The following is a 12,512-nucleotide window of genomic DNA, read 5'->3' as shown; positions in this document are numbered from 1 at the left end:
GTCAACGGCGGGCGCATTGCGGCTAATTCATCATTTTGACAGACTTTTCGCGTTGCCAAGCCCCCCTGTATTGGGCGAGTGTCCGCCCCGCTCGAGCAGCCCCCTGCTTCAACATAAGGATTTTCCATGACCACCTCGTTCCCGGTAACCAAAACCGGCCTGCGCTTCGGCCTCGCCACCGCCCTCGTGGGCTGCCTTGCGCTGGCGCTGATCGCGGGTCCCGGCCGGGCCGCCGACGATCCGGTGCTGGCGAAGGTCAATGGCGCTGAAATCAAGAAGAGCGACGTCGCCATGGCCGAGGAGGAGCTCGGGCCGAGCCTCGCCCAGATGGACCCGGCGACCAAGGACGAGAACGTCCTGTCCTTCCTGATCGACATGAAAATCGTCAGCAAGGCTGCCGAGGACAAGAAGGTTGCCGATAGCGAGGAATTCAAAAAGCGCCTGGCATTCGCCCGCAACCGGCTTCTGATGGACAGCCTGCTCGCGGGTGAGGGCAAGGCCGCCACCACCCCCGACGCCATGAAGAAGGTCTATGAAGAGGCCTCCAAGCAGATCACCGGCGAGCAGGAAGTGCGCGCCCGCCACATCCTGGTCGAGACCGAGGACGAGGCCAAGGCGGTGAAGGCCGAGCTCGACAAGGGCGCCGATTTCGCCGAGCTCGCCAAGAAGAAGTCCAAGGATCCGGGTTCGGCCGACGGCGGCGATCTCGGCTTCTTCACCAAGGAGCAGATGGTGCCGGAATTCTCGACGATCGCCTTCGCGCTCGAGCCCGGCAAGATCTCCGACCCCGTCAAGTCGCAGTTCGGCTGGCACGTCATCAAGGTCGAGGAAAAGCGCAACCGCAAGGCGCCGGACTTCGAGCAGGTCAAGGCCCAGATCGAGCAGTACGTCACCCGCAAGGCCCAGGCCGACTACGTCGCCAAGCTGCGCGCCGAAGCCAAGGTCGAGCGGCTGGACCAGCCGGCGGCGGACGCCAAGCCGGCGGATGCGGCGAAGCCCTCCGACAGCAAGATGGCGCCGCCTGCAAAGAAGTAAGAATTCGCTGTCACTTCGGTGACGTGAAGAGTATCTAAGCCTTCGTGATGCCCGGCCCCCGCGCCGGGCATCTGCATATTCAGATCCCACCAAGGCGCCCCGCGATGTCCTCCTCCGTCTCCCCGCTCGCCCCGAAAACAGTTCCCGACATGCCCACCATTGCGGGCATCCGTCTCGCGACGGCCGAAGCCGGCATCCGCTACAAGAACCGAACCGACGTGTTGCTGGCGGTGATGGACAAGGGCACCGCGGTCGCCGGCGTCTTCACCAAGTCGAAATGCCCCTCCGCACCGGTGGAATGGTGCCGCGCCAAGCTGAAAGGCGGCAAGGCGCGCGCGTTGGTGGTCAATTCCGGCAACGCCAATGCCTTCACCGGCAAGACCGGCCGCGCCTCCACCGCGCTGACCGCGAAGATCGCGGCCAAGGCGGTCGGATGCAGCGAGGGCGAAATCTTCCTGGCCTCGACCGGCGTGATCGGTGAGCCGCTGGACGCGACCAAGTTCGACGGCGTGCTGGGCCGATTGGCTGAAGCCGCCGAGCCCGGCGACTACCTCGCTGCGGCCAAGGCGATCATGACCACCGACACATTCCCGAAGGTCGCGACCGCGACCGTCAAGCTCGGCAAGGCCAAGGTCACCATCAACGGCATGGCCAAGGGCGCCGGCATGATCGCCCCCGACATGGCGACGATGCTGTCCTTCATCTTCACCGACGCACCGATCGCGCCCGCGGCCTTGCAGGCGCTGCTCAAGAACGGCGTCGAGGACACCTTCAACGCGGTGACGATCGACGGCGACACGTCCACGTCGGACACGCTGCTGGCCTTCGCCACCGGCGCTGCCGCCGAGCACGGCGCACCGAAGATCAGCCGCGCCAGCGATCCGCGCCTGAAGGCCTTCGTCAAAGCCTTCAACCAGGTGCTCGCCAATCTTTCTGAACAAGTGGCCCGGGACGGCGAAGGCGCGCGCAAGCTGGTCGAGATCACCGTCGAGGGCGCCAAGACCAAGACCTCCGCGCGCAAGATCGCGATGTCGATCGCCAACTCGCCGCTGGTCAAGACCGCGATCGCCGGCGAGGACGCCAATTGGGGCCGCGTCGTGATGGCAGTCGGCAAGGCCGGCGAGCCGGCCGATCGCGACAAGCTTTCGATTTCCTTCAACGGCATCCGCGTCGCCAAGAGCGGCGCGCGCGATCCGGATTATGACGAGGCGCAGGTCTCGGAAGCGATGAAGGCCCCGGAGATCGCGATCAAGGTCTCGCTCGGCCTCGGCAAGGGCCGCGACCGCGTGCTGACCTGCGACCTCACCAAGGAATATGTCGCGATCAACGGCGATTACAGGTCGTAGTTTCGCTACTCTCAGACCCATCCCCGCGCAATGGCGAAGCCATTGTCGCTGGAGGTGCGAGTGATGGGGCGCGAAGCGCCCCATCGGGAGCCTCGAAGGATGCACGGCGACCGCTACAGCCGCGTGGAGAGAGCCGGGCCGTCGCCCTTCGAGGGCCGCCGAAGGAGCGGCCACCCCAAGGGTGACGGTAAGAGAGCGCGAGAGCCGTGCTTCAAATCACCCTGAAATCCGCGCGTCCGCGACCGCTTTCTTGAACAGCGCGTTCATGGCGTCCGAGATGCCTTGCGTCGGGCTCACCTCGAAATAGAGCCCGGACGACGCGCAGCTCTGCATGTTCTGCGCGATCTCGCTGTTCGGCGACGGCCCGTAGGGGCCGGTATTGAACGGAGCGACCCATTTCATGTACCAGCTGTTGGTGGGCAGCGCGAGGTACGTTGTGTACAGCACGGCAATCTTGACGCCCCGGTCCTTCATCGTCTTGCAGAGCGCAGCATTGAGCGGCGATTGGCACCGCGTGGTGCCGGAGAGCGGTTTCAGGCATCCGGTGTTGCTCTCGTCAGCGACCCCGTCGGAGACGAAGAACAGATATTTGAGCGGGCTGGACGACGTGCCGGTTCCGGGGGAGCTGATCTCGCCGTTGATCGCAGGGAATATCGCGGTGAATGCCGTGTCCTGGTCGTTATTTTCGTTCTGACCGTTCACCGACATCAGGTCGATATTACCCGCCGCCGATTTGGCGCTGGAGAGAGAGCCCGACAACGAAAACAGATTGCGCAGGCCGAGCGTGCTTGCGGAGCCGCCGAAATCGTAGATCGCCATTCTGAACTGGTTTGAATAGGTTTCAGTCGCACTCGCAGTATCCATCAACGACTGCGTTGCGGTCCGCAGCACGTCGATCCGGGTGGTCACGCCAAGCTTTTTGGCAAGGTCGTAGTAATTGTTCTTGTCCTTGAGGTCGTGGCAGGCGAAAGCGCACTTGTCCGATGTGTTGTTGACCATCGTCTGCACGTCGGTCGGCGTGGCGCCGACACCCATCGACGGCGAATTGTCCAGCAGCAGGTAGAAATCGATATAGAGCGGCATGCTGGCCGTCGCTTTCGACGTACCGGTCAGCGTCAGCGCGGTCTTGCCGATCAGGCCGAGAAACATGGTGTTCACGGTGGCGTTGAACGCGACGGTCGAGGTGACGGTCGATCCGGTTTTGACCACGGTCGGCGTGACGCTGTTGAGAGTGTAGCCGGTCTGATTGGCGCGATTGGCGTCGAAGATGTTCTGGGCGTCGGTGACGCCCACGGAGATCGAGCCATCCGACGTCATGGAGCCGGCGGCCTTGAAGGCCGGCGATGCCTTGGCGATCGAGCCGACGCTGGCAGCATCGGCTGCGGCCTGAAGCTTGGCCCGGGTCTGCGTCGCGCGCGAGTAGTCGACCGCGCAGCCGACCGCCGTGATCAACGGGACGCAGGCGAGCGCGAAGATCACCGCGATATTGCCGCGCCGGTCTTGGACGAACCGGCGGATGATGGTGGAATTCGCTGCGCGCATGGCTTGGGCCCGAGTGGTTTAAGCGTTTCCACTCTAGGAACCGTCGATTAAATATGACTTATGGGAACCTCGAAAACATGGGCCGCAATAGGGTTAATAAACCGTTGCGGATGATCTTCAGCGAGCGACATCGCGTATGGCCGATCTGAAACTGACACTGGTTGTGGCTTGCGCGCTGATCGACCCCGACAAGCGCGTCCTGATCGCGCAGCGCCCCGCGGGCAAGACGCTGGCCGGCCTCTGGGAGTTTCCCGGCGGCAAGCTCGAGCCAGGCGAGCGGCCGGAGCAGAGCCTGATCCGCGAGCTGCACGAGGAGCTCGGCATCACCGTCGCCGAGCCGTGCCTGGCCCCACTGACCTTCGCGAGCTACGGCTACGAGACCTTCCACCTCCTGATGCCGCTCTATATCTGCCGGCGCTGGGAGGGACAGGTGACGCCGCGCGAAGGCCAGACCCTGGCCTGGGTCCGTGCCAACAAGCTGCGCGACTACCCGATGCCGCCCGCGGACATTCCGCTGATCCCGCATTTGATTGATCTATTGATGTGAGATGCACTGTGCCCCGGACGCAGCGCAGCGCTCCTTCAGCGATGCGCTGCAGAGCCGGGGCCCACGCTTGCCGCGGAGCTGGTCCCGGCTCTGCGCAGCAGCGTTTCACGCTGCAGCGCGTCCGGGACACGCATCACTCTTTCCCCGCCTTCTTCACCGCCTCCGCCAGGCTCGCTTTCGCCGATCCCGGCTTCAGCGGCTGCTGCTGGCTCGCATGCGGGGCCCAGCCGGAGAGCCAGATGATGTCGAAGGTGGCACGGATGCGGCCGTCGGCATCGGCAAAGCGCTCAGTGTAGATCTCGGCCATCCGCAGCAGCGTCGCGCGCCGGCTCGGTGTTCGCCGCCGCTCGATCAGCACATTGGCAGCGCCCATGCGCCGGAGATCCTGCATCAGCGCGAATGCGTTGGAATAGCGCACCACGACGCGGTCGACGTCGGTCACCGGCAGCGCAAAGCCCGCGCGCTGCAACAGCGCGCCGATGTCGCGCAGGTCAGCAAATGGCGCGACGCGCGGCGAAACGCCGCCCTCGCATTCGGCTTCCGCGGCGGCAAAGGCCTGGCGCAGCTCGGTCAGGCTGTCGCCGCCGATCATCGCCGCGAGCAGCAGGCCGTCGGGCTTGAGCGCGCGGCGGATTTGCGCGAGCACGCCCGGCAGATCGTTGACGAATTGCAGCGCCAGCGCGGAGACGACGAGATCGAGGCTTTCGGGCGCGAAGGGCAGCGTCTCTGAACCCGCAGCATCGAGCGCGATCCGTTGGAGGGAAGGCAGGCGCGTGCGCAACGCCGCCAGCCCCTCACCAGGCGTCCAGAGATCGACCGCCGCGTGAAACTCCCGCATCACCGCAGCCAACCGGTCGGACATGTCCTCGGCGACGCGATCAAGCAGGAAGGTCACCTCGCCCTGTGTCTGCGCACGCCGCTGCCGCGATTGCAGCAAAGCGCGATCGAACAGAGCGGGCGGGGTTTGCGGGGACTGAACCATGCCGCTGGTTACGCCGATCATGCTGGTTCTGGCAATCGCTCCCGTGTCCCGGACGCGCCGCAGCGCTCTTGCGCTGCTGCGCAGAGCCGGGACCCAGACACCAACACCGGACGATGCCGTGAGATGGGCCCCGGCTCTGCAGCGCACCGCACCGGACGATGCTTCGCATCGCCGGGGCGCTGCACTGCGTCCGGGGCACGAGAGCGTGGCTTGAGCCCGGAGCCTCAGAACGCTAGCCTTCCCGCATGGACGCCGACGCCGCCCCCACCCGTTCCATCGCCGCCCCCTTCCGGGCGGCGTGGACGGCCGGCCGCCACGCGCTGTCGCGCGCGGCACGGCTCGCGCTCGACATCGCGCTGCCGACGCAGTGCGTGTCCTGCCGCGAACCGGTCGATGGCGAGGGCGTTTGCGCTTCGTGCTGGGCGCGGCTGTCATTCATCGAACGTCCCTACTGCCCGCGGCTCGGCATTCCCTTCGTCTATGATCCCGGCCCCGACATGCTGTCGATGGAGGCGATCGCGAGCCCGCCGGCCTACCAGCGCGCCCGCGCGGCCGTGCGCTATGACGACGTCGCGCGCACGCTGGTGCATGCGTTGAAATACCAGGACCGCACCGATTTGGCGCCCGCCATGGGCCGCTGGATGGCGCGCGCGGGCGGCGAGCTGCTGGCCGGGGCCGACATGCTGGTGCCGGTGCCCCTGCATTGGCGGCGAGCCTGGCGCCGCCGCTACAACCAGTCCGGAGCCCTGGCGCAGATCATCGGGCGGCAGAGCGGTGTCAGGGCGAGGGCTGAGGTGCTGCGCCGGGTGCGCGCCACCGAGCAGCAGATCGGCCTGTCGCGGGCCCAGCGCGCCACCAATGTGCAGGGCGCGTTCCAGGTATCTCCCGACCGTCAGGCCGAAATCCAGGGCCGCCGCATTGTCCTGATCGACGACGTCCTGACGTCGGGGGCGACGCTGGATGCCTGCGCGCGGGTCCTGCTCCGGGCCAAGGCCGCCCAGGTCGACGTGCTGGTCTTCGCCCGGGTTGTCGAGAGCGGCCCCCGTCCCATATAATTCAATGACTTCATGAGATGAGAGCGCCGGACGCCATGACTGCTGCTGTCGAGATCTACACCAGGCCGGGCTGCGGCTATTGTTCCGCGGCGAGGTCCCTGCTGACCCGCAAGAAGGCGACCTTTACTGAATTCGACGTCGCCAAGAACCCCTCCTGGCGGGACGAGATGTACGACCGCGCCGGCGAAGGCTCGACCTTCCCGCAGATCTGGATCGGCGGAACCCATGTCGGCGGCTGCGACGATCTCTACGCCCTCGATCGCGAAGGCAAGCTCGACGGCATGCTGGACAGCGTGAAGGCGGTGTCATGAGCGAGAACCGCACCTTCACGGCCGCCATGGTGCAGATGCGCACCGGCCTGATGCCCGGGCCCAGCCTCGAACAGGCCACGAAGCTGATCCGGCAGGCTGCGGCGGGCGGCGCCGACTACGTGCAGACGCCCGAAGTCAGCAACATGATGCAGCTGAACCGCAAGGCGCTGTTCGAGCATCTGCAGAGCGAGGAGGACGACACTTCGCTGAAGGCCTACCGGGCGCTCGCGGCGGAACTGAAGATCCATCTCCATGTCGGCTCGCTGGCGCTGCGCTTCTCGGCCGAAAAGGCGGTCAACCGCTCCTTCCTGATCGGGCCCGAGGGGAATGTGCTCGCGAGCTACGACAAGATCCACATGTTCGATATCGAGCTGCCGGACGGCGAGAGCTATCGCGAATCCGCCAATTACCAGCCGGGCGAGACCGCGGTGATCTCCGACCTGCCGTGGGGCCGGGTGGGCTTGACGATCTGCTACGATTTGCGCTTTCCCGCGCTTTACCGCGCCCTCGCCGAGAGCGGTGCATACTTCATCACCGTGCCCTCGGCCTTCACCCGCAAGACTGGCGAAGCGCACTGGCACGTGCTGCTGCGCGCGCGCGCGATCGAGACCGGCTGCTTCATCTTCGCAGCTGCCCAGGCAGGCACCCACGAGAACAAGCGCGAGACCTATGGCCATTCGCTGATCATCGATCCCTGGGGCGAGATTCTCGCCGAGGGCGATGTCGAGCCCGGCATCATCATGGCCAGGATCGACCCGGCCAAGGTCGAGACTGCCCGCCGCGCGATTCCCTCGCTCCAGCACGGCCGCCGCTTCGGCGTGTCCGATCCCAAGGCCGGGCCGGATCATTTGCACCTCGTGCGGGGATCGGCATGATCCGCTACGCGCTTCGCTGCGACCGCGACCACGGCTTCGAGAGCTGGTTCCAGAGCTCGTCGGCCTATGATTCGCAGGTCAAGCGCAAGCTCGTGACCTGCCCGATCTGCGGCTCCGCCAAGGTCGACAAGGCGATCATGGCCCCGCGCATCGTCGGCAAGAAGGGCCGTGGGCGCGCGGCGCCACCGCCGGAACCGGCGGCTGCCCCCACGCCCGAGGCAGCACCATCAGGACCGACCTCGCTGATGCTGGCGCAGGAGAAAGAGCTGCGCACCAAGCTGAAGGAGCTGCGCGATCACATCGTGAAGAACGCCGACAATGTCGGCGAGCGCTTCGCCAATGAAGCCCGCGCGATGCATTACGGCGACAAGGAGCACCGTCCGATCTACGGCGAGGCCTCGCCGGAGGAGGCGAAGTCGCTGATCGATGAGGGCATCGAGGTGTCGCCGCTGCCGACATTGCCGGAAGACCGGAATTAGGCCCCCACCAGCACCGCCACACCGATGATGATCAGCGCGATACCTGCAAGCTCGCGCGGCGCGATCGGCTGCTTGAACGAATAATACGCCACCGCTTGCGCGAACAGCACCTCGATCAGAGCGAGCGTGCGGACATTGGCGGCGGCCGTCAGCGCGAACGCCAGGAACCAGAATTGTGACGCGAAGGCGCCCATGAAGCCGGCCAGCATCGACGGCTTCCACAGGCCGAGGATCGCCTGCAGCACCTTTGGCGCGCGCCAGAGCAGATAGATCGTCAGCACCAGCGTCTGCACGAACAGGCCGAGCACCAGCGTGAACGAGGCCGAGGTCACGAATGAGACGCCGGGAACGTTGATGATCGCACCGCGAAAGCCAACCGCAGACAGCGCGAACGCGGCAGCCGCAACGAGGCCGGTGATGGTCGGCTTCAATTCGGCAAAACTCTTCTCGCCGCCGGGCCTGAGCGCGGTGATGACGACGCCGACGGTCGCGATCACGATCGCCAGCACCTTCAGCCAGGTCAGGTGATCGCCGAGGAAGACGAAACCGAAGATCGCGGTCTGGATCGCCTCGGTCTTCAGGTACGCCGTCGTCACCACGAAGGAGCGATCGTTCATGGCGAGCAGCATCAGGCCGGTGGCGACGATCTGGCTGAGCGCGCCGAGCAAGAGCCACGGCCAGAACACGGTCGGCGGCATGCCCAGACGATCGCCGGTGGCGACCAGCACCACGCCGAGGAACAGCACCGAAAACGGGAAGCCGAACAGGAAGCGGATATTGGTCGCGCCCCAGGTCCCCAGCGGCTTCGTCAATGACCGCTGCATCGCATTGCGCGCGACTTGGCCGAGCGCAGCAACGAGGGTGAAGGGAATCCAGAGGCTGGCGATGGTGAGCATGGGGTGGGCGGGCATTAGCGGGAAATAACTGCGGCCAACCTGCAAGTTGAGGCCAGCGCGGTCAACCACACGGACGTCATGGGAGCGATGCTCTCGCCACAAACTCGGTGTCGTCCCTGCGCACGCAGGGACCCATAACCCCAGGGAGCAGTTTTGCGACGACTGCCAGCCCGCGCATCCAACACCGCGCCCCACCGACAGATCACGCGGTATGGGTCCCTGCGTTCGCAGGGACGACAGCATTTTCTGGGCCGCGTCACACCGTCAAACCAACAGATCACTTGGATCCCGCCACTCGGGATTATCGCGCTCGATCAGCTCGATCTTCCAGTCGCGCTTCCAGCGCTTGAGCTGTTTTTCGCGGGCAATTCCGCTCGCTCGAAGGATTCGGTGTAGACGAGGCGGTGCACGCCATAGCGCTTGACGAACTCCGAGCCCTTGCCGGCGCGGTGCTGCTCCAGGCGTTTCTGGAGAGAGTTGGTTACGCCGATGTAGAGCGTCCCATGATGGCGGCTGGCGAGGATGTAGACGTAGTACATGCTCGGGGCGCCTGATTGGGCTAACTAGACGGGCCTGTGGTTATGGGTCCCTGCGTTCGCAGGGACGACATCGGCAGAGGAGTCGCAACTCGCATCACACTCACACCATCCCTTCCGCCACCACCATGTAGTTCACGTCCATGTCCGACGAGAGCGTCCATTTGTCAGCGAAGGGGCTGTAGACCACGCCGGTCTGCTCGGTGATGACGAGGCGATTGTCGAGCAGGTATTTTGTCAGCTCGTCGGGGGTGACGAACTTGTTCCATTCGTGGGTGCCGCGCGGCAGCCAGCGCAGGACGTATTCGGCGCCGACGATGGCGAGCGCGAAGCTCTTCCAGTTGCGGTTCAGCGTCGAGGCCACCATGAGGCCGTTCGGCTTCAGCATCGCGGCGCAGCGCTTCAGGAAGACGCCGACATCGACGACGTGCTCGACCACTTCCATCGCCAGCACGATATCGAAGCGCTCGCGCGGGTCGATCTCCTCCACCGTGGTACAGCGGTAGTCGATCGCAAGATGGCCCTTGTCGGCGTGCAGCTTGGCCGCGGCGATGTTGCTCTGGGAAGGGTCGACGCCGATGACCTGCGCTCCCAGCCGCGACAGCGGCTCGCACAACAGGCCGGCGCCGCAGCCGATGTCGAGCACGCGCAGGCCGCCGAGGCAGTTGAGGCTGCGCACGTTGCGCTCGAACTTGCGGCAGGCGGCGTCGCGGATGTAGCCGAGCCGCAGCGGGTTGATCCGGTGCAGCGGCGCCATCTTGCCGTTGGGGTCCCACCACTCCGCCGAGAGCTTCGAGAATTTTGCGATCTCGGCGGCGTCGACGGTCGAGCCCGGCTGCGGGCTGGCGGAGAGAGAAGTATTTTGCTGCATGCTCATGGTTACGCGCGGTCCTACCGCGTGGTGATCGAACTACGGAAGGCGAGCGGCGAGGCGATGGTCTTGATCGTCTCGATCCCCTCGCCGACGCCGCGAATCGTCACGTCGCCGTAGTTGAGAATACGTCCAAGGATGGTCTGATCGACATCGACGCTCTCGACCTTGTCGAGCGCCATCTCGAAGGTGCGGCGCTTGATGAAGCCGGTCTTGTGCACGACCCTGAGATTGGTGACGTCGGTCTCGGTGGTGAAGCGGTGGAACCAGCCCTTGAGGGTCCAATACACGGCCGCCAGCGCCGCGACACTTGCGGCTCCCAGGCAAAGCAAAACGAGCCAGTCGACGGCCGCCTGCCGCGACAGGATCAGCAGGCCCAAAGCCGCGATCCAGGCCAAAATCGCCGGAAAATAGAAGATCCAATGCGCATTGGTCGAATACAGCACCCGCTCCCCGGGCTGCAGGATTTCGTCAATATAGCGCGCCATAACCTCTGATAACCCATTGCCCGGATTGGCCGCAGCAGGAACCCGCTTGCCCCCGGCCCCGCCCCTCTGTATACGCGCGGTCGGGCCTGCGGCATCGCCTCGCGCGGGTCACCATACTTATCCTTATGAGGGAATGCACGCGTCGTCATGAGCCGCCTCGTGATGAAATTCGGCGGCACATCCGTCGCCAACATCGAACGTATCCGCAACGTCGCACGCCATGTGAAGCGTGAGGTCGACGCCGGCCACGAAGTGGCCGTGGTCGTCTCGGCGATGTCCGGCAAAACCAACGAGCTGGTGGCCTGGTGCACCGAGGCCTCGCCGATGCACGACGCGCGCGAATACGACGCCGTCGTCGCCTCCGGCGAACAGGTGACATCCGGCCTGCTTGCCATCGTGCTTCAGGGCATGGGCATCCAGGCCCGCTCCTGGCAGGGCTGGCAGATCCCGATCAAGACCAGCGACGCCCACGCCTCGGCCCGGATCGAGGACATCGACGGCAGCGAGATCATCAGCCGTTTCAAGGATCGCAAGGAAGTCGCGGTCATCGCCGGCTTCCAGGGCATCGACCCGAAGACCAACCGCATCACCACGCTCGGCCGCGGCGGCTCCGACACCTCGGCCGTGGCGATCGCCGCCGCCGTCAAGGCCGACCGCTGCGACATCTACACCGACGTCGACGGCGTCTACACAACCGACCCGCGAATCGTGCCGAAGGCCAAGAGGCTCGACAAGATCGCATTCGAAGACATGCTGGAACTGGCCTCCCAGGGCGCAAAAGTGCTCCAGGTCCGCTCGGTGGAACTCGGCATGGTCCACAACATGCCGATCTTCGTCCGCTCGAGCTTCGACAAGCCCGAGGATATCGACCCGCATGCCAACCAGCCGCCCGGCACGCTGATCTGCAGCGAGGAGGAGATCATGGAAAGCCACGTCGTCACTGGTATCGCCTTCTCCAAGGACGAGGCCCAGATCTCGGTGCGCCAGATCGAGGACAAGCCGGGCGTTGCGGCCTCGATCTTCGGCCCGCTGGCGGATGCAAACATCAACGTCGACATGATCGTGCAGAACGTCTCCGAGGACGGCAAGACGACCGACCTCACCTTCACGGTGCCGGCGGCCGACTATACCCGCGCCAAGGACACGATTACCGCCGCCAAGGGCAAGATCGGCTACGCGCGGCTCGATACCGCCACCGACGTCGCCAAGATCTCGGTGATCGGCAGCGGCATGCGCAGCCATGCCGGCGTCGCCGCCCAGGCGTTCTCGGCCCTCGCCGGACGGAATATCAACATCCGGGCCATTACAACCTCCGAGATCAAATTCTCGGTTTTGATCGATACCGCCTATACCGAGCTCGCGGTGCGCACCCTGCACACGCTCTACGGTCTCGATCAGGCCTGAAACGCGACCATCGTCGCGCTTCAGGTTGTTGTTTGAGCATGGTCTTTCCGGAAAACCGTTTCGCACTTTCCGGACCATGCCTGGACTAATTTTCTCTTAGCGGTCGCAGCAAACGCGAAGGTGTACACACCTTCGCGTTTGGCAG

The 12,512-nt window shown here is 65.1% G+C and carries 13 protein-coding genes and 1 pseudogene; 8 read left to right on the top strand and 6 right to left on the bottom strand.

Annotation, left to right across the window (positions count from 1 at the left end; all coding sequences use genetic code 11):
• Positions 1 to 126 precede the first annotated feature (126 nt).
• A complete protein-coding gene (locus XH81_RS10345; RefSeq protein ID WP_028141887.1) occupies positions 127 to 1,035 on the top strand; it encodes a peptidylprolyl isomerase in 909 nt (302 codons plus the stop codon).
• Between the two features lie 104 nt (positions 1,036 to 1,139).
• Entirely contained in the window at positions 1,140 to 2,381 is a 1,242-nt protein-coding gene (gene argJ / locus XH81_RS10340; RefSeq protein WP_028141888.1) for a bifunctional glutamate N-acetyltransferase/amino-acid acetyltransferase ArgJ, read from the top strand.
• Positions 2,382 to 2,597: 216 nt separating this feature from the next.
• Here the strand turns inward: argJ and XH81_RS10335 are convergent, their stop codons facing one another.
• Positions 2,598 to 3,923, bottom strand: coding sequence for a TadE/TadG family type IV pilus assembly protein (locus XH81_RS10335; RefSeq protein WP_028141889.1), 1,326 nt, complete (start codon positions 3,921 to 3,923; stop codon positions 2,598 to 2,600).
• Between the two features lie 136 nt (positions 3,924 to 4,059).
• On the opposite strand from XH81_RS10335, the gene mutT reads away from it, so the two are divergent.
• On the top strand, positions 4,060 to 4,470 hold the full coding sequence (gene mutT / locus XH81_RS10330) for an 8-oxo-dGTP diphosphatase MutT (protein WP_028141890.1): 411 nt from the start codon (positions 4,060 to 4,062) through the stop codon (positions 4,468 to 4,470).
• 133 nt (positions 4,471 to 4,603) lie between these two features.
• On the opposite strand, the gene XH81_RS10325 is transcribed toward mutT, so the two are convergent.
• A complete protein-coding gene (locus XH81_RS10325; RefSeq protein ID WP_028141891.1) occupies positions 4,604 to 5,473 on the bottom strand; it encodes a methyltransferase domain-containing protein in 870 nt (289 codons plus the stop codon).
• A gap of 224 nt (positions 5,474 to 5,697) precedes the next feature.
• On the opposite strand from XH81_RS10325, the gene XH81_RS10320 reads away from it, so the two are divergent.
• Genes XH81_RS10320 through XH81_RS10305 form a run of 4 tightly spaced genes read left to right on the top strand, consistent with a single transcriptional unit; the run spans position 5,698 to position 8,172 of the window.
• Positions 5,698 to 6,507, top strand: a complete 810-nt coding sequence (locus XH81_RS10320; RefSeq protein WP_028141892.1) for a ComF family protein — start codon at positions 5,698 to 5,700, stop codon at positions 6,505 to 6,507.
• Positions 6,508 to 6,542: 35 nt separating this feature from the next.
• Positions 6,543 to 6,818, top strand: coding sequence for a glutaredoxin 3 (gene grxC / locus XH81_RS10315; protein ID WP_028141893.1), 276 nt, complete (start codon positions 6,543 to 6,545; stop codon positions 6,816 to 6,818).
• Positions 6,815 to 7,693: a carbon-nitrogen hydrolase family protein gene (locus XH81_RS10310; RefSeq protein ID WP_028141894.1), complete on the top strand. Its 879-nt coding sequence runs from the start codon at positions 6,815 to 6,817 to the stop codon at positions 7,691 to 7,693. Before grxC ends, XH81_RS10310 begins: the two co-directional genes overlap by 4 nt.
• The gene (locus tag XH81_RS10305) at positions 7,690 to 8,172 is read left to right on the top strand and encodes a DUF1178 family protein (protein WP_028141895.1); all 483 of its coding nucleotides are present in this window, start codon (positions 7,690 to 7,692) and stop codon (positions 8,170 to 8,172) included. The genes XH81_RS10310 and XH81_RS10305 overlap by 4 nt, the downstream gene beginning before the upstream one ends.
• On the opposite strand, the gene XH81_RS10300 is transcribed toward XH81_RS10305, so the two are convergent.
• The 4 genes and pseudogenes from XH81_RS10300 to XH81_RS10285 all read right to left on the bottom strand — a co-directional run bounded on the left by XH81_RS10300 (position 8,169) and on the right by XH81_RS10285 (position 10,963).
• A complete protein-coding gene (locus tag XH81_RS10300; protein WP_028141896.1) occupies positions 8,169 to 9,068 on the bottom strand; it encodes an EamA family transporter in 900 nt (299 codons plus the stop codon). The genes XH81_RS10305 and XH81_RS10300 overlap by 4 nt on opposite strands.
• A gap of 264 nt (positions 9,069 to 9,332) precedes the next feature.
• A pseudogene (locus XH81_RS10295) lies at positions 9,333 to 9,607 on the bottom strand (GIY-YIG nuclease family protein).
• Positions 9,608 to 9,707: 100 nt separating this feature from the next.
• Positions 9,708 to 10,481, bottom strand: coding sequence for a bifunctional 2-polyprenyl-6-hydroxyphenol methylase/3-demethylubiquinol 3-O-methyltransferase UbiG (ubiG, locus tag XH81_RS10290; RefSeq protein WP_028141897.1), 774 nt, complete (start codon positions 10,479 to 10,481; stop codon positions 9,708 to 9,710).
• Between the two features lie 14 nt (positions 10,482 to 10,495).
• Positions 10,496 to 10,963 carry a PH domain-containing protein gene (locus XH81_RS10285; RefSeq protein WP_028141898.1) on the bottom strand — a complete coding sequence of 156 codons (468 nt, stop codon included), beginning with the start codon at positions 10,961 to 10,963 and terminating at the stop codon, positions 10,496 to 10,498.
• 147 nt (positions 10,964 to 11,110) lie between these two features.
• Here XH81_RS10285 and XH81_RS10280 point away from each other — a divergent pair, with 147 nt between their 5' ends.
• On the top strand, positions 11,111 to 12,367 hold the full coding sequence (locus tag XH81_RS10280) for an aspartate kinase (RefSeq protein WP_028141899.1): 1,257 nt from the start codon (positions 11,111 to 11,113) through the stop codon (positions 12,365 to 12,367).
• Positions 12,368 to 12,512 lie beyond the last annotated feature (145 nt).

Source organism: Bradyrhizobium sp. CCBAU 25360, assembly GCF_028128695.1.
GTDB lineage: Bacteria > Pseudomonadota > Alphaproteobacteria > Rhizobiales > Xanthobacteraceae > Bradyrhizobium > Bradyrhizobium ottawaense.
This window is presented reverse-complemented; position numbering and strand designations above follow the sequence as displayed.

Bases quoted from the DNA above. Each gene is read 5' to 3' on its own strand.
- XH81_RS10345 (WP_028141887.1), top strand. From the start codon at position 127: ATGACCACCTCGTTCCCGGTAACCAAAACCGGCCTGCGCTTCGGCCTC.
- argJ (WP_028141888.1), top strand. From the start codon at position 1,140: ATGTCCTCCTCCGTCTCCCCGCTCGCCCCGAAAACAGTTCCCGACATG.
- XH81_RS10335 (WP_028141889.1), bottom strand. From the start codon at position 3,923: ATGCGCGCAGCGAATTCCACCATCATCCGCCGGTTCGTCCAAGACCGG.
- mutT (WP_028141890.1), top strand. From the start codon at position 4,060: ATGGCCGATCTGAAACTGACACTGGTTGTGGCTTGCGCGCTGATCGAC.
- XH81_RS10325 (WP_028141891.1), bottom strand. From the start codon at position 5,473: ATGATCGGCGTAACCAGCGGCATGGTTCAGTCCCCGCAAACCCCGCCC.
- XH81_RS10320 (WP_028141892.1), top strand. From the start codon at position 5,698: ATGGACGCCGACGCCGCCCCCACCCGTTCCATCGCCGCCCCCTTCCGG.
- grxC (WP_028141893.1), top strand. From the start codon at position 6,543: ATGACTGCTGCTGTCGAGATCTACACCAGGCCGGGCTGCGGCTATTGT.
- XH81_RS10310 (WP_028141894.1), top strand. From the start codon at position 6,815: ATGAGCGAGAACCGCACCTTCACGGCCGCCATGGTGCAGATGCGCACC.
- XH81_RS10305 (WP_028141895.1), top strand. From the start codon at position 7,690: ATGATCCGCTACGCGCTTCGCTGCGACCGCGACCACGGCTTCGAGAGC.
- XH81_RS10300 (WP_028141896.1), bottom strand. From the start codon at position 9,068: ATGCTCACCATCGCCAGCCTCTGGATTCCCTTCACCCTCGTTGCTGCG.
- ubiG (WP_028141897.1), bottom strand. From the start codon at position 10,481: ATGAGCATGCAGCAAAATACTTCTCTCTCCGCCAGCCCGCAGCCGGGC.
- XH81_RS10285 (WP_028141898.1), bottom strand. From the start codon at position 10,963: ATGGCGCGCTATATTGACGAAATCCTGCAGCCCGGGGAGCGGGTGCTG.
- XH81_RS10280 (WP_028141899.1), top strand. From the start codon at position 11,111: ATGAGCCGCCTCGTGATGAAATTCGGCGGCACATCCGTCGCCAACATC.